The 20,129-nt window shown below is 36.8% G+C and carries 15 protein-coding genes; 10 read left to right on the forward strand and 5 right to left on the reverse strand.

The genetic code is table 11. The annotated features are described in order from the left end of the window. Positions 1 to 238: 238 nt before the first annotated feature. Entirely contained in the window at positions 239 to 778 is a 540-nt protein-coding gene (locus B096_RS0106595; protein WP_018579955.1) for a 4'-phosphopantetheinyl transferase superfamily protein, read from the reverse strand. 133 nt (positions 779 to 911) lie between these two features. On the opposite strand from B096_RS0106595, the gene B096_RS0106600 reads away from it, so the two are divergent. The 7 genes from B096_RS0106600 (at position 912) to B096_RS0106630 (ending at position 8,402) form a co-directional block, all read left to right on the forward strand. Continuing rightward, positions 912 to 2,426: an amino acid adenylation domain-containing protein gene (locus tag B096_RS0106600; RefSeq protein ID WP_018579956.1), complete on the forward strand. Its 1,515-nt coding sequence runs from the start codon at positions 912 to 914 to the stop codon at positions 2,424 to 2,426. After that, the gene (locus B096_RS0106605; protein WP_018579957.1) at positions 2,423 to 3,598 is read left to right on the forward strand and encodes an alanine racemase; all 1,176 of its coding nucleotides are present in this window, start codon (positions 2,423 to 2,425) and stop codon (positions 3,596 to 3,598) included. Before B096_RS0106600 ends, B096_RS0106605 begins: the two co-directional genes overlap by 4 nt. Continuing rightward, entirely contained in the window at positions 3,598 to 3,828 is a 231-nt protein-coding gene (locus tag B096_RS0106610) for a phosphopantetheine-binding protein (RefSeq protein ID WP_018579958.1), read from the forward strand. The genes B096_RS0106605 and B096_RS0106610 overlap by 1 nt, the downstream gene beginning before the upstream one ends. After that, the gene (locus tag B096_RS0106615) at positions 3,828 to 5,345 is read left to right on the forward strand and encodes an MBOAT family O-acyltransferase (protein WP_018579959.1); all 1,518 of its coding nucleotides are present in this window, start codon (positions 3,828 to 3,830) and stop codon (positions 5,343 to 5,345) included. The genes B096_RS0106610 and B096_RS0106615 overlap by 1 nt, the downstream gene beginning before the upstream one ends. An 8-nt stretch (positions 5,346 to 5,353) precedes the next feature. Next, entirely contained in the window at positions 5,354 to 6,301 is a 948-nt protein-coding gene (locus B096_RS0106620; RefSeq protein WP_018579960.1) for an SGNH/GDSL hydrolase family protein, read from the forward strand. A 99-nt stretch (positions 6,302 to 6,400) separates the two neighbouring features. Continuing rightward, complete coding sequence (locus B096_RS0106625; RefSeq protein WP_018579961.1) at positions 6,401 to 7,096, forward strand: response regulator transcription factor; 696 nt, start codon at positions 6,401 to 6,403, stop codon at positions 7,094 to 7,096. Then, entirely contained in the window at positions 7,089 to 8,402 is a 1,314-nt protein-coding gene (locus B096_RS0106630) for a sensor histidine kinase (protein WP_018579962.1), read from the forward strand. Before B096_RS0106625 ends, B096_RS0106630 begins: the two co-directional genes overlap by 8 nt. A gap of 270 nt (positions 8,403 to 8,672) precedes the next feature. On the opposite strand, the gene B096_RS0106635 is transcribed toward B096_RS0106630, so the two are convergent. Genes B096_RS0106635 through B096_RS0106645 form a run of 3 tightly spaced genes read right to left on the reverse strand, consistent with a single transcriptional unit; the run spans position 8,673 to position 10,242 of the window. Further along, on the reverse strand, positions 8,673 to 8,981 hold the full coding sequence (locus tag B096_RS0106635) for a DUF898 family protein (protein WP_018579963.1): 309 nt from the start codon (positions 8,979 to 8,981) through the stop codon (positions 8,673 to 8,675). A 14-nt stretch (positions 8,982 to 8,995) separates the two neighbouring features. Further along, complete coding sequence (locus tag B096_RS0106640) at positions 8,996 to 9,283, reverse strand: hypothetical protein (RefSeq protein ID WP_018579964.1); 288 nt, start codon at positions 9,281 to 9,283, stop codon at positions 8,996 to 8,998. Between the two features lie 11 nt (positions 9,284 to 9,294). Continuing rightward, on the reverse strand, positions 9,295 to 10,242 hold the full coding sequence (locus tag B096_RS0106645) for a linear amide C-N hydrolase (protein WP_018579965.1): 948 nt from the start codon (positions 10,240 to 10,242) through the stop codon (positions 9,295 to 9,297). A 580-nt stretch (positions 10,243 to 10,822) separates the two neighbouring features. On the opposite strand from B096_RS0106645, the gene B096_RS0106650 reads away from it, so the two are divergent. The 3 genes from B096_RS0106650 (at position 10,823) to B096_RS0106660 (ending at position 18,827) form a co-directional block, all read left to right on the forward strand. Beyond that, positions 10,823 to 12,517, forward strand: a complete 1,695-nt coding sequence (locus tag B096_RS0106650) for a Na/Pi cotransporter family protein (RefSeq protein ID WP_018579966.1) — start codon at positions 10,823 to 10,825, stop codon at positions 12,515 to 12,517. A gap of 24 nt (positions 12,518 to 12,541) precedes the next feature. Next, positions 12,542 to 13,282, forward strand: a complete 741-nt coding sequence (locus tag B096_RS0106655; RefSeq protein WP_018579967.1) for a class I SAM-dependent DNA methyltransferase — start codon at positions 12,542 to 12,544, stop codon at positions 13,280 to 13,282. Between the two features lie 181 nt (positions 13,283 to 13,463). Beyond that, positions 13,464 to 18,827, forward strand: coding sequence for an endo-alpha-N-acetylgalactosaminidase family protein (locus tag B096_RS0106660; protein WP_018579968.1), 5,364 nt, complete (start codon positions 13,464 to 13,466; stop codon positions 18,825 to 18,827). A gap of 36 nt (positions 18,828 to 18,863) precedes the next feature. On the opposite strand, the gene B096_RS0106665 is transcribed toward B096_RS0106660, so the two are convergent. Further along, on the reverse strand, positions 18,864 to 20,042 hold the full coding sequence (locus B096_RS0106665) for an ROK family transcriptional regulator (RefSeq protein WP_018579969.1): 1,179 nt from the start codon (positions 20,040 to 20,042) through the stop codon (positions 18,864 to 18,866). Positions 20,043 to 20,129 lie beyond the last annotated feature (87 nt).

Here is a 20,129-nt window from a genome sequence, read left to right on the forward strand (position 1 = left end):
CAAGTGAACCGGTTTATGCGTTTTTTGAACGGATAATCCAATATATAATAATAATTCAATCCGCACATCTCGAATCCTATATATAAAACATCACTTTGTCTTTTAAAATTTACTTACAAATCGTGTTTCGGGTTGTCAAAGGATTGGTATATCGTGATTATTTAATTCACTACGCCTTGTAAGATGTGTACACAGAACTTGTAGCGTAAAAGATAGAATGACGTCTAACGACTGTTGTTTAGTGGTCTTTATGGAATGTTATAAATTCATAAGTTACGGGTTCGCTAGTGAGTAGTCCTCCATATATATTGAAGTTAAGTTCAAGAGGAATATAGTGTAAATGCTTCGTGGTGTTATTAAGAAGCGGAAGGGATGAAAAATGCGGAAAATCTTGCTCGATGCGCAAATCATAATATTTGATATAACATTCTTTAGCGCACCATGTCTTATAAAAACCATCAATCCCAGCCTTTACAACAAATGTTAATTCATCAGGATGATAGAATCGCTGCGCAACACGAAGATAAGCGTCATTATTAATCCTCTTTTGAAAGTCGATGCTTAATGGAATGAGACTGAATGCATGAGCAATAAAATCTTCAGTGATTGTCTTACTGTAGTAAAAATCATTCTTTAATATTAAGGGCTTGCCATTTTCTGTACGATAAAGGCACCATGATGTACTAAGATGGTTGCGATAAATATAATCTTCAATACAGTATTTTAAATTGTCATCCGAAGCAATTGGTACGAGATAAATTATGACATGATTTTTCATACGACCTCCTTATTAATCTAAGCATATCACGAGTGGTGTGTCTTTTTTTTTCGCTTAAGAATCTATAAGCCGTTCTTAAGATTGTGTTAAGAATTGAAGTGCTATAATTGGCACGGACTAAAGGAGTAATGATATGAATCATATATTGAAGTGTCTTGAAATGAGTGCAACATCATACCCAACAAAAAGAGCGGTGATTGAACCAAAGGGATGGATTACTTACCAAGATCTGTATCAACAATCCCGAAGGGCAGGTTCATTTTTCATTCAATATTTTAAAATGAATGAACCTATTGTTATTTTTAAAGAGAAGAGTATTCAAACATTGTGTTTGATGTTTGGTTCAGCATATGCAGGATGTCCCTATGTCATTGTAGATCCTTCGCAGCCAGATGAGCGCATTCGTCTAATACTTAAAACGTTAGAAAGTCATTCTATTATTGTTGACGAAGACCAATGCAAACGTGTTCAACAGATAGACTCGAGGATTAACTGTATTCATACAGACGCAGTATTTCTAACCACTATCGATGAATCAAGGATAGCACAACGATTACAACATCATGTATCGACAAATCCACTCTATATCTTATTTACTTCTGGATCAACCGGAACACCGAAAGGTGTTGTAGTCTCGCACCAATCGGTTATCCGCTTTATTAAAGATTTTACTGATAAATTTAATTTTTCTACAAAAGATGTAATTGCAAATCAAGCACCTTTTGATTTCGATGTATCCGTAAAGGATATCTATAGTGCGATGATGACGGGGGCAACGTTATTGTTGATACCGAAAAAGTATTTTTCAAATCCTGTTACCCTACTTGATTACATTTGTGACTCTGGTGCAACCGTGTTGACATGGGCTGTGTCCGCATTATGTCTTGTGAGTCAATTAAAAGGGTTATCGTATCGTGTGCCAACAACCTTGAGGCAAATAATGTTTAGTGGAGAACGGATGCCAATTAAACATTTAAAACAATGGCGCAAAGCATGTCCTCAAGCAGAATTTGTGAATTTATACGGTCCTACTGAAATCACTTGTAATTGTACTTACTATATTCTAGAACGAGACTGTGATTATGAAAAAGAGTTACCAATCGGTCAGCCCTTCTATGATGATTATGTCTTTTTGTTAGATGAAAATGACCAAGTAGTGATGGCACCCGGTTTGATGGGAGAAATCTGTGTTGGTGGTCCTAGTTTGGCTCTCGGTTACTATAATAATCAAGAACAAACTGCAAAAGCATTTATTCAAAATCCGGGAAATCCATATTATCGCGACATAATTTACCGCACAGGGGATTTAGGATACTACAACGAAAGTGGAGCATTATGTATTAAAGGAAGAAAAGATTTTCAGATTAAACATATGGGTCATCGCATTGAACTTGAAGAAATTGAACAAAAAATTGAGGAGCATCCATCTGTATCACGTGCTTGTTGTGTGTATCATGAAAAGAAATATAAAATATATGGAATTTATCATGGTGATGTTGATGTAAAGGCATTAATTTCATATTTGGAAACGAAACTACCCCAGTATATGATTCCCAATACCTTCATTCAAGTACACCAAATTCCTCTCACAAAAAACGGAAAAATTGATCGACAATTATTAAAAATGGAGGTAGGGATTCAATCATGAACTTAAACGAAATATATCACGCAAACCCTCAGATTCAAACACCATGTTATCTTTTTGATTTGGACCAACTCGAACAACATATTAAGGCAGTAAAAAATGCATTGCCTGGACCTATACAACTGTGTTATGCCATGAAAGCAAATCCTTTTCTAGTAGGGATCATGTCAGACTTTGTGGATTCCTTTGAGGTCTGCTCACCAGGGGAATATCGTATTTGTCAAAGACAAAAAATACCAAATCGAAAAATTATTCTTTCGGGAGTCTATAAGGACCCTAACGATTTAGAGTCTATCATCAAAATGGATGAACAGCCCATTTATACAATCGAATCGTTGAGGCATTTAGAGATATTAGATGAATTATCGAGGCGATATCGAAAAACAATTAAGGTTCTCATTCGCTTGACTAGTGGCAATCAGTTCGGTGTTGATCTTAAAACGCTTGAACAAATCTTAAAAAACAAAAATGATTATCCATTTTTACACTGGCATGGTATTCAGTTATATTCAGGAACACAAAAACATAAAATCTGTAAGATTAAAAAGGAACTTGAAGAACTTAAAGCATACATAGAAATACTTCGAAAACGTTATGAGGTTAGTTTGCCTTGTCTTGAATTTGGTCCGGGATTAGGAGTTCGCTATTTCGAAGCGGATAAAACAGAAGTATCAATAGAAACCTTCGGTACAGCATTGGATGACCTCAATTTTCAAGGGGAAATCGTTTTGGAAATGGGACGAATCTTGGTCGCTTCCTGTGGTGTTTATCTCACCAAGGTTGTAGATATCAAACATAATGACACAAAAAACTATGCAATTCTTGATGGTGGAATTCACCATATGAATTATTACGGACAGTTTTTAGGGATGAAACAACCAATTATTAATCGCATCGCGGTCAATCCGAAACATAAAGCGACTCAATCATGGCATCTATGTGGGGCATTGTGCACAGTTTCAGATGTTTTGGTAAAAGATTTTGAAACAACCTTAGAGCAAGAAGATGTCTTGGCTTTTATGAATGTTGGAGCCTACAGTATTACAGAAGGTATCAGTCTCTTCCTAAGTAGAGATCTACCGCAAGTATGTTTTTATCGTAATGAAACTGGACTGGAAATTGTTAGAGAATCCGTCCAAATTGATTTTTTAAACTCAATAAAGGAGCAAAAATAATGAACAAATTATTAGAAATATTAGAAGATATTAAACCTAATGTAAATTACGAAGTAGAAGAGCAATTGGTGGATAAACGGATCTTGGATTCGTTCTCGATTCTTACATTGGTTGCGGAAATTGAAGATCATTTTGATGTAGAAATTCCATTCGATGAAATTAAACCAAGTAATTTTAACACGTTAAAAAATATGTGGGAAATGGTAAATCGACTCAGCGGAGAGAACTGATGGCTTATCACAATTATATCTATCTCTTTCTTTTCCTCCCTATTATGATGGTTGGTTATCAATTGATTAAAAAGAAATATCGCTATTTATTCATGCTTGCGGGTAGTATTGTTTTTTATCTATTGTTGAGTTTTGAATTAATAGTTTATCTTCTTTTGATTGCAGCTTCAACCTATGGATTTGGGCTTTTGTTGCCCAAATGTAAACCTAAATATCGTACCCTTTTTCTTTGGCTAGGTATACTTGTTCCGTTGGGGATACTCACGGTATTTAAGTACTACAACTTTGTTGGGGAAAATTTAAATACACTTCTTAAAGGCTTTCAAATTACAATACCTTACCAAAAATTTGTCCAACCCATAGGAATTTCCTTTTTTTCACTCCAAGCCATTAGTTACTTGGCAGATGTGAAGTTTGGGAAAATAAAAGCAGAGCGCAACCCTTTCAAGATACTGTTATACTTATCGTTCTTTCCAACGATTATTGAAGGACCAATTGCACGATATGATCATGTTGTGCCACAACTTTCAGAAGGACACGTGATAACCTACCATTCATTAACCTATGGTCTTCAACGGATGTTGTGGGGTTTAATTAAGAAAATAGTTATTGCTGACCGGCTCGATCCGTTTGTAGGCTCTGTATTTAAAAATATTGATACCAATGGTGGGTTGATTTTGTTTATCGCAGTCTTAGCGTATACGCTGCAACTGTATGCTGAATTTTCGGGGACAATGGATCTGGTTCTTGGGAGTGCCGAAATATTTGGTGTTCAACTCCCAGAGAACTTTAATCAACCCTTCTTATCTCGTTCTGCTTCGGAGTTTTGGCGTCGCTGGCACATGACTCTGGGGTCCTTTTTCAAAGATTATATCTTTTATCCAATCTCGTTATCAAAAATGAATCGAAACATCACGAAATGGTTAAAACCACGGATTGGAAAACAAGTCAGTCGTCTCATTCCAACTTTAGGGGCATTGCTTGCTGTATGGATATGTAATGGGTTATGGCACGGGGCACAATGGCAATACCTTGCATATGGTGTGTATTATTTTCTCATCATTTCGTTTGGAATGTTACTCGAGCCCATGATTTCGAAATTCTTCATTAAAACTAAAATTAATCGTAATAGTAAAGCTATGAACGGATTAAAATGGTTGCGCACCATGCTGATTGTAAATGTTGGGATGATGTTATTTCGGTCACATGGGGTATCAAAAGCAGTAACTATGTGCTTGAAAATAGTTAAAGATTTTAAGATTGTGCAATTAACGGATGGATCTTTATTGAATAAAGGCATGGATGTTCATGATTTTGTAATTGTACTGATTGGCCTAATAATGATGGTAGGTGTCGGGCTTATCAAAGAAAAAGGCATCAATATTCGGTCTGAAATTTCAAGTTGGAAATGGTTCTATCGTACAGTATTTTATTACGGGGCTATGTTATTCCTCGTGATTTTTGGTGCCTATGGATATGGTTATGCAATTGTAGAACTCATTTATGCAAATTTTTAGGAGGACTTATGAAAATTATTAGATCAATCATGTTCACCCTTGGTTTTATTGGTATCTTACTAATGATTACCCCTTTTTTTGCTCCCTATGAAATTGATGCTTTTGCTAAAGGAAATAGTACGGCTTTTAATGGTGTTTTTGCAGAAGAGGATCATAGTTTAGATCTGTTGTTTACTGGGGATAGCGAATCTTATACCAGTTTCATGCCGATGAGATTTTGGGAAAAATTAGGGGTGCAATCCTATAATATTGGAGTTGCCTCCCAAAACTTAGCTGATGGTCATAAAACCATCAGCCATATTCTACAAAAACAAAAACCAAAACTCATCGTTTTAGAAACAAACCAAGTCTTTACGAACATAGGAGGCCTCGCGAATCTTGTTGACAAATCAATGACAAATACACTCGCGAATATATTTCCTATTCTAAATTATCATGATAATTGGAAACAAATTCTTTCATTTCAAAAAGCTCGGGGTGTGGAAATCAAACGCAATCCCTTAAAGGGTTGGCGTTATAATCAAAAAGAAAGTGCATATGAAGGAGGCCCTTATATGCATGAAACATTATCCAGTCGTGATATTCCCACATTGAATCAACATTATCTTGATCAAATTGTAACGCTATGCAAAGAAAAGAATATCAAGCTTTTACTTGTCAGTGTACCATCTCCACGAAATTGGAATTATGAAAAACATAATGCAGTTCTATCTTATGCTCAAGCGAACAATATTCCGTTTTTAGATTTAAACTTGGAAGCTGAAGCCATAGGCATTAATTGGAATGAAGATACTTATGATAAAGGTGATCATCTAAATGTAAAAGGTGCGGAGAAAGTAACGCAGCGGCTGATTCAATATATATCTCAGAATTATTCAATTCAAAGCACATATTCGAATGAACAAAAATTACAATGGGATAAAGACTACGATGCCTTCGTTCAACAGGTGAAATAACAAATCAAGCATCCAATAACGTTGAAAAATCTTAAAATTTCTTAAATAACCTATAAAGTAAAGTAAAACAAACATATAATAAGGGAAAAGGAGGCGCTTATGAAAAAGATACTTGTGGTTGATGATGACAAAGAGATTCGTGATTTGATGAAACGTTATTTAGAAATTGACGGATATGAAGTTATAGTTGCCTCAGATGGCCATCATGCCTTGCAGTTACTTAATGAGCAGATTAAATTGGTGATTCTAGATGTAATGATGCCGGATTTAACAGGATTCGAAGTCAGTGAAACGATACGAAATAAGTATAACGTTCCCATACTTTTCGTTTCGGCGAAGGCAACCGAACAAGATAAATTTGTTGGCTTTTCTGTAGGCGGAGATGATTATCTAAGCAAGCCGTTTTCTTTTTCTGAGCTAAGCCTCCGGGTTAAATCGTTATTACGTCGTTATATTCAATATGATCGTGCAACAGAGCAACCGGTTGATTCGAAAAAAATTAATACGATAGACTCAATTAAGATTGATCTTGAAAAAGGGATTACATTAAAGGATGGATTGCTTCTAGACCTTACCGAAAGAGAATTTCGCATCTTATCGCTGCTTGCAACGAACCGAGGTAAAATCTTTTCAATTCAGAGCATTTACGAAAATGTGTGGCAAGATGAGTATTTATATTCATCAGCAAATACGGTAATGGTTCACATTCGAAATCTCCGAAAAAAAATTGAAACATGTCCTGAAAATCCGAAAATTATTAAAAATATATGGGGAAGAGGATATAAAATTGATTAAATCTACGAAGCGTTCCCTAACATTAGGACTCAAAATATTTCTTATCACTTTAGGTTCAATTTTTGCTTCGCTATTGGTATTTGTTGTAACCAAATCTGTTTCCATTGAATCCATAGCAAACTATGTTAAAGGTGAAGAGCGTATCCATAATCGGATGTTGCGAGATAAACAAGATTTACAACACTATATTATTGACAACAATATCACGGCGATGAATATTGAAGATTTAGAGTTATGGCTCGAAAATCATAAATACATGATTATTTACGTTGTTGATGTTGATAATAATAACATACTCTATACTAATGATTATTTATTTGTAAGTAAAGAATTGGAAATTGTAGGAAATACATCACTTGAATCAACGATGCTTTATATGGGTGGAAAATATTACTACATTGATATGTTGTATTCCGTCCGTGCAGAGGTTGAAAATTATGCAACATATCTTGGACTAACTCTTGCTTCGGGAACTTTTCTAGTGTTATTCTACTATGGAATTCGTAATATCACCAAGCGTGTCCAGCAACTTACAAATGAAATCGAGATTATTGGTGCTGGGACACCCAATAGTTATATTAGCGATAAAGGTAATGACGAATTAGGCCGACTCAGTGCAGAAATAAATGCACTGATTACCGAACTATCTCAGAAAAATAAAGAATTAGTGATCTCTGAAAACGCACTAAAGGAACTTGTTACGAGTCTCGCGCATGATTTAAGAACGCCGCTCACGTCATTAATTGGTTATATTACACTAATCAAGTTAGAATCAAATTCAGAAGATATTGAGTTACTAGCAAGTCGGTGTGAACAAAAAGCATTACAAATGAAAACAATTTCTGATGAATTGTTTTCACTCTTCTCTACATTATCTCTGAATGAAGCAAGCGAATTACCGTTAGAACGTTTGCACGTACAAGATTTTATGGAAGGAGTTATCGAACGACTGGCAGCAGATCTTGAACTGAATGGTTTTGATGTTGTAATTCACCGTGAACTCACTGAAGTGGATCGTTATATGAATTTAAACCTTTATTACATGGATCGTCTTTTTGAAAATATTATTTCTAATGTTCTTAAATACGCAGCACCTCACTCTGAAATTTGTTTTAACTTTATAATTCGTGATGCTTGGTGTCATCTTGAAATTAAAAATCTAAAACGAAACGATCAAATTACTGATGAAGCATCTGGATTTGGTTTGCTTTCGTGTCGTAAAATTGTAGATTCGCACAAAGGGCACTTTACTACAGAGCATGTAGAAAGCATCTTTGTGACGAAGATAGAACTTCCCATAAACTAAAAAACTGTAATTGGTGAACTCATTTGGTTCCCATATTGCAGTTTTTTTATTAATATATGTAGCAAGTCTGCTAGTAGCTAACAATTTTATGATGATTTTTAATTATCGTGTACAAATCACTGGTACCAATAAGTTTAGTAAGTATTTTGATAGAAATACTAGAACCATAACAAATAAAAACACTCCCTAGAATAATAGAGGAAGTGTATTAGAATTCGATTATGAGAATTGGATTTGAGTAAAAAAGTATCTTTCGGTAGAAAAAGTTCCCTACTCACCCAATAGTTCTGTATTTTCAATACGCCAAGAGATGAGTTTAACACGTACTACAATTCCATATATCCCAAAAGTAACAAGCGTTAAAATCCACCAAATAACCCAGTGACCAAACAAGTTTACAGCGTCACCGTTAAAGCGGTATCGTTGTCCATTAATAACTGCGTGTTTAGATTCCCAACGATATGTTCGGACCAGTATCCAAGGTGTACCCAAGCCAAGTGTAAATAGTGCAATAATAATATTTACGATTTGTAATTTAATATACGACCAAATCGAACCGTCGAAATAAGATGATTTCATATTAAGCCTCTTTTCTAATTTTTATTACGATGTCTTAAAAAGTATAAAATTCCGTACCCAATGATCACAAGAAGTACTGTGGCAAAGATCATTGTTTGCCATGAACCGAAGACTACAATTGCAATATAGTTAAATGCAGCAATTGCGATACCTATCAATCCTATTAAACCATAAAAACTTTTCATTTCAATTCCGAGTTGGCGGCTTACCAAATGTTTAGTCTTTTCAGCATAATATCCTGCCAATAGAATCCCAATTGTAACTACAAAAACAAGCCAATTGAGTTTAAAGAATGTTCCCATATTTTCTCCTTTTATAATTTAATGATTTCACTTTCGTTTAGTTCAAAATCATGAATGCAAAAAGCATGTGTTGTAAAGTCATCGTAAGTATTGTAATAGTATGACTGGGTCGATGTGACCATAAAAGCAGTGTATTGGGTGTAGTCTATGGTTTTACGTTGTGTAATAACACTTCCTTTTGCGATATCGACACCGTTTAAGATATGACTCGCTGCAATTACGAGTTCTTTCTCAGAAGATGCTTTTTGTGTACTAAGTTTGGTATAAAGCGTTTTAATAAAACGTGATGGTGGGGTAAGGTCGCCAGGAATCCCAAAAGTACCGCTTCCTTGACCAAATGGTTTAAATATTTGACCATACAATACACGCGGTTCTACTTGTACCGGATCTAACCCAATATAATTACGAACATTGGTTAGATGCCAGGTATAGTCAGGACTGTTTGTAAGAACACCAATTTTATTTTCGTGGATTTCAATTCCTCGAATCGTGGGTTCCACAATAATTGAGTCGCCTGCTGCATCTTGGAAAACCCAGTGAAGCGGTGGGACAATACCCAAGAATTCAATAACATGATGTGTTACAGGATGTTCTTTAAACATCGTTCTTACATCATCAATGTTTTTACAATGGGCAAGAGCCCACATTACGACTTCGTGTGGGGCTAAGGAGAGATTGTTATATTCTTTGTGTTCGTACTCAGCATAGCCTTCAAAATAAAGGGCAGCTGCGGCGAGTCCGTGTTCATTAACACCATCGGCCAAAGCATACGTACCAATATGTTTCGCAAGTCCAAGGTATGCAAAGTGATTTTTTGGCTGGGTGTCGTGAAATGTAAAATGAAGGGGATAATTACGTGGAATGAGGATCATTTCAGGAGTGAGTTCAAACGAAAAGTCCATTGTTCGAGCCATTAAAAATTGATTCTCAGTACTTTTTAAAGTTATATTCGTACACATAGTTAACCTCCATGAAGAGTGCTCAGTTTCCCACTCTTATCTATTATATGCGATATCTACATATATTACATAAAATGGATTTGATTTCGCAAGAATATCATATTTAAAATACTTAAAGCTTAACTATTTCACTGCAAATTAGAACGTGTAAAAAGATCTTCAATCTATGAATTTGAATAGGCTTTTTTTGTTTGGACAGAAGAATATAAGAGATGAAGTTCACAAATATTATATCTGTATCGTTCAAGGATTCGCGCACAGACATTAGATAAATTTTGTTTGATAACAGGCTGAGAAAAACAGTTCCAATTATTGAGAAATGGTTAAGACTATAAAAAAATCGGCGTTTCTTAATACTGAATTCTTGAGTTAGAATTGGTAAAGCAAAGAAATCATTCAGCCGTATAAGGTGTTATTAAATAAAGATAATAATTATAGGTGCAGTAAAATCTAAAAATTACTTGTCGTGCAATCCCAAGGATTATCCATTGATTTGTTAACAAAATATCACATTAAGAGCCTTACAGAGTGGTACGATTAAGGTAAGAAACTATGTGAGAAAAATCAACGGAGGTACAGGATGCTACTAGCAAATGAAGCTGCACAACTTTCTGATATTGCATTTAATGTAATATTAGGTGGCTTTGGAATGTTTTTGTTGGGGATTAAACTATTGGGAGATGGTTTTAAAGATGCTGCTGGTTCAAAAATTAGAGACTATATCGAACGATATACGGGTAATTTATTATCGGCTATTTTAGTAGGTACAGTAATTACTGCACTGATGCAATCAAGTACGGCTGCGACGGTGATTTCAATCAGCTTGGTACGTGCTGGTTTAATGAGTCTTGAGGCTGCCATTGGAATTTCGGTTGGTGCCAATCTTGGGACAACAGTAACGGCTTTAATGATTGGTTTAAATATTGAGGCATTGGGTTACTATTTTGTCTTTTTTGGAGCACTTCTTTTATTGATGAAAAAACGATACAAAAATATCGGCCAAATTTTATTTGGTTTGGGTATTACATTTGTAGGTTTAGAGCTGATGAGTGATCAATTGATCATCTTGCAAGATGTTCCACAATTTGAAGCATTTTTAGTTAAAATGTCAGACAATCCTTGGCTTGCATTATTAGCTGGAACTGTAGGAACCGCAGTTATTAATTCATCAATGGCCGTTATTGCCTTGGTACAAAAAATATATGCGAATGGTGGTATGTCGATGGTTGCGGCATCCGCATTTGTTTTTGGGTCTAATGTGGGAACGACGTTAACGGCCATCCTTGCTTCAGCTGGAGGATCGGTATCGACAAAACGAGCAGGTTGGTTCCACGCCCTTTACAATATACTTGGAGCCTTAATTACGATGCTCTTTATCCATCCATATTCAAATTTTATTTTATTTATTAATCAAAAAATGGGTGGTTCACCCGAAATGGCGGTAGGAATTAATCACTTTGTCTTTAACTTAATTTGGGTGGTTGGGATTATTCCGTTTATTCCAGTATGTATTCGTCTCTTGAAGATTTTAATACCGGGTGAAGATCGCATTAAAGAACGTGAGAAAATTGAATCTTTGGATTATGAGTTAATCAAAAACTATCCCGATGGTGCTTTCCAACTTGCACAGAAGCAAACAATGCAGATGGCAGACCTCGTCGTTGAGGCATTTGAAACGACCCATGATTATTTAAAAACGCGCGATGAGGAAGACTATGACGTCGTCTGTCAATTAGAAGAAATGGTTAATGAGTTGGATTACAATTTAACGCGCTACCTTCTTGCCATCGCAAAGGAAACACAAATGGAAGGCCGTATGGCAGAACAATATTCCACCAGAGTTGATATTGTAAAAAATATTGAACGTATGGGGGATGTTACCACAAACCTTGTGGAATTTTATGAACGTATTTTTGAAAATCGAGGTGCATTTTCCGAAGATGCCTTGTTAGATCTCGAAACGATGTATCAATTGGTACTAAACATGATTCAGAGATGTTTTAAGATGCTTAAGTCGGATTCGCTTCACGGTTATGATAAACTGGTTCAAGATGAAGATTATTTAGACTTAATTGATGAAAAGTATCGCGAACGTCATTTCCAAAGAATTTCCGATGGTATTTGTGAAGATCCTGTCGCAAGCAGTTTGTATGTGGATATCCTTGCATCTATGGAACGCTTAGGCGATCACTGTATTAATATTGTTGAAAAAATAAAAGAAAATAATCCGAGTGAAGCGAATGAAATCGATATAAATCTAAAACAAATTATTTAAAAAAGTCAATGAGGAGGTAAGGTTATGAAAATATATCCAAAATTAAGTGCAATGTATTATGATGTATCAAAACCAGTGGGTGTTTCATTGGGTGGCGATTTAGAGTTCTATTACAAAAAAATTAAACAAGCCGGTTCAATCTTAGAGGCCGGTGCTGGGACCGGTCGTTTGCTTATTCCTTATCTTGAAAAAGGACTACCCATTCAAGGTATCGATGTTTCGCCTGAGATGGTTGAACTGTGTAAACAAAACTGCATACAACACGATGTTATGAGTAAGGTCGAATTGGGAGATGTATGTGATATGGTCAATCATGGTCTCTATGATGTCATTATGGTTCCTACGGGTACATTCTGTTTGTTTTCAAAGATTGATGCTGTTTTAGAAAATTTTTATGACCATCTTGAACCTGAGGGAATGTTAATCTTTGATTTAATCTATCCACACGGTTTTGTTCCAGGCAGTCATCATCGTTCGACGGTATATCCGGATAAGGATCATACCTTATTTTTGGAAGACCATCACGAGGATATAAACTGGCAAACACAAACAACACGTCAATTTTTAACCTATGAATTATGGCATAACACCAAACTTATCTCCAAGGAGCTACAAGTGTTTGACGTGCATTGGTATCAGACTGAATCGATGATCCAAAAAATCAAGCAAACAGGTTTTAGTCGAGTAGAACTCTTCGGTGATTACGGAGAAACCTTTAATCCAGAAGATAATCATGAAGTTGTAACTGTATGTGCCTATAAATAAAATATTTAAGACCGTCTGATATACATCAAACGGTCTTTTTTATGATTCACGTTAAAATGTTTGGCTATTTGTAGAACCACAACATTCTAATAGGATACCTTAATATCCTTAAAGCGCTTACATCGTGTGGGGTGTTATAATCACATTAGGTTATCGATTATCGATAATAAAGGGAGGCGCAATGAAAAAATTATTGAACATATTTCTTGTATTTATGCTAATGATTACTTCATTAACACGAAATCCAATGCAAGTTTTCGCAGATGAAGGCGAAGCATGGATTTCAGTATCAGAGAGAAAGGGGATCGTGAAGGAAGTCATTCATAAAGATGTACGGTATGACCAATTGGAATCGACGCAGTCTAATGATAATGGACTGAATGCGGCCGTATTTCAACCATCCGGGCAGTGGATTTCTAAAGGGAAAGAAGCAAACGTTGTGTTTGATTTTATACCGCTAACATCAAATTCTCAAACACGTTTCAACATCATGCTTTTCTATACTGATTTAGAAAACTTTGTTTCTATCGGTTACGACCGAGAGGGATGGTTTTGGGAATATAAAGTCGACGGGAAGGGCTCATGGATGACATCAAAGCGTATTGCAGGTCCGCAAGTCAATAGCGTAAACACGCTCGAGATTAGTTTAAAAGATGACAAGTTGCTTGCTTGGAATACCACAGATGATGGAGAGCGCATACTGCTTTTCGACACCATGTTGGATGCACACGTGTTAACACAACTTTCGGAAAAGTCTGAGCAAATTGCCGTTAAATTGGGAACTTTTGGGTCGGAGTTGACTAAAATTCGAATGAAATCAAACAATCAAGATAATATTGAACCCAGTATACCGGAATTTGAACGTCCCGTTTTGGATGTTTATGATCCCTATGAACTGATTTATGATTTTTCGGAAATTGATGCAGAAGAAGTCAAAACACTTTTTGATGTGCCAACGGGAAAAGTAGATGTTCAAAAAGAGGATGACGCTGTAAAGTTGGATTTTAAGTCTGCAGGGAAAAATCTTTTAACGTTACGAAAAACACCATTACTGGATAATTATGAGATGGAAGCCGAAATAAGTTTGGACCAACCAGGAAAACGCTTTGGTCTTGCAGCTCGTGTTTTAGATGATGCGACATATGGATATGGTGTGTTGGGGGATGAAGATGGTGCATATTTTGCTGAGCATTTCGGAACATCCAATTATTGGAGTAGCACCCATAAAGGTGACTTATTGAAGACAGAAGAGAAACATATTATTAAAATGCGTGTTGAAGAAACCACTTTGTCCTTCTTTATAGATGGAAAACCCGTATTTGAAGAGACGATGAGTGCATTTCATAAAGATGCAGGTGCTCTTGGCTTCTTTAAAGATCGTGGCATGGGGAGTGTTCATCTTTACCAATTAAAGGTTAAACGAATTGTACCGATACGTCCGGAAGAACCGCAAACGGATGGAACCATTGAGGATGTACTAAATACGCCCACAATGCGTGTTCGTATTGATCAAAGTTTTCCGCGTGTCCTCGATTATACAATGACATCCGGTGAAACGATGCAAGGCCAAGTTGAACACATCAATACACTAAAAATTAATGGTTATGAACTTGTACCCGAAGTTAGCTATCAAAAAAATTCGGAAAGCAAAGCGTTCTATACGATGAAGGTTGAAGATCAAGCGCATAACATTCATGCGACGCTTGAATCCCAGCTGGTGGTAGACGATAATACCCTAAGTTTTAGAATTACCGAAATTATAAATCATAACGAAGATCAATCAAGTAATGATGCAATAATACGCACAATTGAGATTCCAAACCATAGCCTCGTTTCGGTACAGTCAGATCAAAACACTGCGACTTTAATGGGTTCGGTGATTTCTACGAATACAACCAAATCAGGGGATGTAAAGGTTCCGGTAGATGCGGAACTTCGTAATTATAATCATCATTTTATGTATGCATTTGTTTCAAACGATACACTTGCGGCAGGAATTCATAGTAATTCACAATATTCAAAAGGTGGTGGACCTGGAGATTTTGTCCGTGTTCATGCTCAAGCAAAGGAATATAAATCGTTTAATTCCTTGGGTCTTTCCAGTTCTCCATGGATTTATCATCGTGATGTGATGTACGATGAAGACACCTTAGAACTACCGGAAGTGAGCGTAGTGATTACACCCGATTTAAATGGTGATCAAGAGGTAAACTGGCAAGATGGAGCTATTGCCTTTAGAAAGATTATGTACAGCCCAGTGGGAGCAGAACATGTTAAAGATCTTGTTGCTTATCGTATTGCTATGAATTTTGGTTCCCATGCGCAAAATCCATTCTTAATGACACTTGATGGCATTAAAAAAGTGAACCTTCATACGGATGGTTTGGGGCAATCAATTCTACTCAAGGGATATGGTAGTGAAGGTCATGATTCTGGTCACTTAAACTATGCGGACATTGGGGAACGTATGGGAGGGATTCAAGAGTTTCGATATTTATTGGATGAGTCAGTCGATTATGGTGCTCGTATTGGGATTCATGTGAATGCTAGTGAAACGTATCCCGAATCGAAATACTTTACCGAAGACCGTTTGCGTAAAAATGAAGATGGTACTTACAATTATGGTTGGAACTGGATTGATCAAGGAATCAATATCGATGCTGCCTATGACTTAGCTCATGGTCGTAGAGGACGTTTCGAAGATTTAAAAAATGCAATTGGTGGCGATGAGAATAATCTTGACTGGGTTTACGTAGACGTATGGGGCAACGGTCAGTCGGGTGATAATAATGCATGGGCGAGTCATCAATTGGCGAAAGAAATCAATGATCAAGGTTGGCGTCTTGGTGGCGAATGGGGTTATGCATTTGAACCGGATTCAACCTTCCAGCATTGGGCAGCTGACTTAACCTACGGTGGATATACCTTAAAGGGAATTAATTCAAATGTCGCACGTTTCATTTTCAATCATCAACGAGATGCTTGGATTGCGGATTATCCGAAATACTCCGGTGCTGCAGATTATCCACTCCTTGGTGGTTATAATATGAAAGACTTTGAAGGATGGCAAGGCCGTAATGATTATAATGGCTATATGGTTAATCTTTTTGAAAATAATGTACCGACGAAGTTCATTCAACATTACGAAGTAACACGATGGGTTGAAGGTACACCTGTAGATATGATTAATCCCGACGGTGCTCATTTTAAATGGACACCAGAAATGATGGTCGAACTCACTGATCCGGCGCAAAATACGTTGGTAATTGAACGAAAGTCAAATGATTATACAAACAACCGCGATTTATACCGTTCAAAAACCATGAAATTAAATGACCGTATAATTCTCGATGGGGATGCATATCTATTACCATGGAATTGGAATGCGGTGGGTGACACCCTCGAGTCAGGGAAATTGTACCATTTCAATAAAACTGGTGGACAAACGACTTGGGAACTTCCAAATGATTGGAAGGTAGCATCTGTGATGTACTATGAGCTTACAGAAACTGGTAAAAAAGAAATTGCGGAAGTTCCAGTCAAAAATGGACGTGTAACCTTGGAAGCGAAAGCGGATACGGCATATACAGTCTATCAAGGAAAACAAGCCCCTCATCATGTGACTTATGGTGAAGGTGCTCATATTAATGATCCAGGATTTAATCACCAAAATCTAGATGCATGGAATGTAACAGGAAAGGGAGCGGAGGTTGTGAAGTCACAGGCTTCCAATGATATGCTTCGCATTCAAGACAATAAAGATGAAACAATAGTGTCTCAAACGTTGTTGGATCTTGAACCGGGAAAAAACTATATTGCGTATGTTGGGGTGGATAACCGCTCGGATGCTGCAGCACGCTTACGTGTAAGCACAACCGAACAAATACAGTCAAACTACACTCATCGATCTATTGCGAAAAATTACGTTAAAGCGTATGCGCATAACACTAATGCGGCGACTGTGGATAACACGAGTTATTTCCAAAACATGGCTGTATATTTTACGGCCCCGGATGATAAGAGTGTGGTAACATTGGAACTCATTCGTGATGCCGGCGATGGTGCAACCTATTTTGATGATGTACGCATTACACGAAATGAAGGCAATCCATTTATCGAAGAGGGGGTCTTCTTCCAAGATTTTGAGGAAAGTGCCCAAGGTATTTATCCATTTGTAGTTGGAAATATTGAAGGCGTTGAGGACAACCGGACACACCTATCAGAAAAAAATGCGCCATATACACAACGCGGCTGGAATAACAAAGAAATTCATGATGTCATCGAAGGAAATTGGTCGTTAAAAACAAATGGACTGACACAACGCCGACGCCTCGTATACCAAACAATTCCTCAAAACCTTCGTTTTAATGCGAATACACGCTATCGTATTCAATTTGATTATGAAGCGGGGTCAGAAGGTACGTATGCTCTTGTAGTGGGGGATGGTGAATTTACGGGCAATGAAACGCAAATTGCATTGCCGGCTACACTGAATGCTGATGGACCACAAACATATGAGTTTGAGCTTGAAGGATCACCTAGTGGACAATCATGGTTTGGAATATATTCCACTTCAAAAGCCCCAAACCTTCAAGATGCAAACGATAAAGATGCAAACTTTAGATCATACAAGGATATTGTGTTGGATAATATCCATGTCGTGATGATTCAAGAACATGAGACGATTCAGGTTGTAGATGAAAATACAGGAATTATCGTAGAAGGTTCATCATCGCTTTTAAGTAAAGATCATCAGCTTAAAACTCAACGTGATGATGTACTGAAACAAAAATTGGAAAATCTTAATCCTTGGATGGACTTAGATGTTTACCATATTGCGATTGATGCTTTTGAAGTATCTAAAGAGAATACTGTAACCATTAAAATTCCTTCGAAAAATCAAAAACAATTGTTCAGAAGTGTTCAAAATGATACGGTTCAATCTGTATATCGCGTTCTTTCCGATGATACCCTTTTAGAGGAGCCCTTTACAGTAAATGAGGGGGAGGTCGTAGTGACGACCCATGAGTTGGGAACGTTCGCAATTAATTATGGTGTTCCAATAGAAGCGATCGATAAGCAACCATTAATTGAAATTATCGAGCAAGTAGCATCCTTTAATTCATTGGATTATACGGATAAATCATGGAACATGCTCGTATCCATGGTAGAAGAGGGTACGAATCTTTTGAAAAATGTTGGAGTGACACAAGCCGAACTAGATACTGCGGTTTCGCAAATTCAAAAAGCGATTGAAGCACTCATACTACAAGTAACAGAGCAACCTAACGAAATCGATAAGGACGTTACGAAACCAACACCTGATGATAACGTTGAAAATCTGTCGCCTGAACAAGAAGCGGTTGTAGAGAATATTGTGAATAAGACTGATACTGAGAAAGAGAATAAAGCAGATGATAAGTCAGAAACACAATTACCAGCATCCGGAGTTTCTTCAAGTTATGCAGTATATCTTGGTCTCGTAATGATTGCACTGGGATTGGTGGTCATTGCTACAAAAAAAGGAAAACGTAATACGCAGTAATCTAAAAATATAAAAAAAGAGCCAGTGGCTCTTTTTTTAGTCGCGAAGTAACGTTTCGCTGATTGCAAGTGCGCATGCAGCACGTGCACCATTGAGTTTAGAATACGGTTTGATTTCTTTTTGAATCATTTGGCGTGAAATAAACTCTGAATCGTGTTCGCGAATTTTATTTAACAGTAACGCTGCCAATTGTTCATCATCAAACAATTGTCCATGTAGATAAATAATATCTGTATCAAGCGTAACGATGATATTATTGAGTGCAATTGCCAAGAAATTAATTGCGTTTTCAAGCAATTGAATGACGGCAGAATCGCCCAAGTGATAGGCTTGTAATAATATGTCCATTGAGAGCTCGTTAGAAGTACTTACAAGTTCTTTTAGATATGTATTTGCGGAACTGTTCAACAGTAACGAAGCCTTATGAAGCAACCAAGTTTGGCTGGCATAAGTCTGAAGACAACCTACTTTTCCACATTCACATTGTTCTCCAAAAGGGTTTACAACAAGATGACCAATTTCCCCCACAAAGTAATTGTTCCGAGCATAAAGGTCGCCTTGATAAACATAAGAACAGAAAATACCGCGACGAAAATGCAGGAATAAGAAATTCGCATCCGTCTTGTCATGACCAAACAAACGCTCGCGAATTGCCATCGCATTAACGTTATTTTCAAAAAATACGGGATAATCCAAATGTTCTTTTAGATAATCGAGCGAAAAATCACACCAAGCGTGGTTATTGGTAAGGATGTGAGATGACGATCCGTCGTAATGACCAGGGATGGCGATACCGATGCTTGTAATGGGATAATCATCGTGTTGTTTTATAAATTGTTTCATGGTTTGAACCAGAAAATCGTGTCGCACAGGGTCGGTTTTCGCCAACGTAAAGGCTTCTTCAACTAAAATTTCATTGAGATTATCCGACAGTGCCAGCGTGAACGAGTGCTCAAAAAGTTCAACACCGAGATAGTAAGAATGACCGGACATTAAGCCAAGTAAAATTTTGCGACGGCCTACGCGTGTGTTATCCATATCTTCACCCAATTCGCATACAAGGTGATCGTTGATTAAGTGTTGCGTTAAATCACTGACGGTGGCTGGAGTAATCCCCAAACTTTTTGAAATATCAATGCGTGAAAGCGGGCCTTTTGAGTACAGTAAATCAAGAATTAAAGCTGTTTGTTTTGTTTTTGCTTTACTTAATTGCATATTCCACCTCCATTGTTACCATTGTAACCTATTAATTATTATTTGTAATCATTAATGGCTAAATTTTAATCTAAATGACACAATTCT

This window comes from Erysipelothrix tonsillarum DSM 14972 (assembly GCF_000373785.1).
Lineage (GTDB): Bacteria > Bacillota_I > Bacilli_A > Erysipelotrichales > Erysipelotrichaceae > Erysipelothrix > Erysipelothrix tonsillarum.

Excerpts from the sequence above, each read along its gene's own strand:
- B096_RS0106615 (WP_018579959.1), top strand. The coding sequence starts at position 3,828 with ATGGCTTATCACAATTATATCTATCTCTTTCTTTTCCTCCCTATTATG.
- B096_RS0106625 (WP_018579961.1), top strand. The coding sequence starts at position 6,401 with ATGAAAAAGATACTTGTGGTTGATGATGACAAAGAGATTCGTGATTTG.
- B096_RS0106640 (WP_018579964.1), bottom strand. The coding sequence starts at position 9,283 with ATGGGAACATTCTTTAAACTCAATTGGCTTGTTTTTGTAGTTACAATT.
- B096_RS0106605 (WP_018579957.1), top strand. The coding sequence starts at position 2,423 with ATGAACTTAAACGAAATATATCACGCAAACCCTCAGATTCAAACACCA.
- B096_RS0106665 (WP_018579969.1), bottom strand. The coding sequence starts at position 20,042 with ATGCAATTAAGTAAAGCAAAAACAAAACAAACAGCTTTAATTCTTGAT.
- B096_RS0106610 (WP_018579958.1), top strand. The coding sequence starts at position 3,598 with ATGAACAAATTATTAGAAATATTAGAAGATATTAAACCTAATGTAAAT.
- B096_RS0106650 (WP_018579966.1), top strand. The coding sequence starts at position 10,823 with ATGCTACTAGCAAATGAAGCTGCACAACTTTCTGATATTGCATTTAAT.
- B096_RS0106620 (WP_018579960.1), top strand. The coding sequence starts at position 5,354 with ATGAAAATTATTAGATCAATCATGTTCACCCTTGGTTTTATTGGTATC.
- B096_RS0106655 (WP_018579967.1), top strand. The coding sequence starts at position 12,542 with ATGAAAATATATCCAAAATTAAGTGCAATGTATTATGATGTATCAAAA.
- B096_RS0106600 (WP_018579956.1), top strand. The coding sequence starts at position 912 with ATGAATCATATATTGAAGTGTCTTGAAATGAGTGCAACATCATACCCA.
- B096_RS0106635 (WP_018579963.1), bottom strand. The coding sequence starts at position 8,981 with ATGAAATCATCTTATTTCGACGGTTCGATTTGGTCGTATATTAAATTA.
- B096_RS0106595 (WP_018579955.1), bottom strand. The coding sequence starts at position 778 with ATGAAAAATCATGTCATAATTTATCTCGTACCAATTGCTTCGGATGAC.
- B096_RS0106645 (WP_018579965.1), bottom strand. The coding sequence starts at position 10,242 with ATGTGTACGAATATAACTTTAAAAAGTACTGAGAATCAATTTTTAATG.
- B096_RS0106660 (WP_018579968.1), top strand. The coding sequence starts at position 13,464 with ATGAAAAAATTATTGAACATATTTCTTGTATTTATGCTAATGATTACT.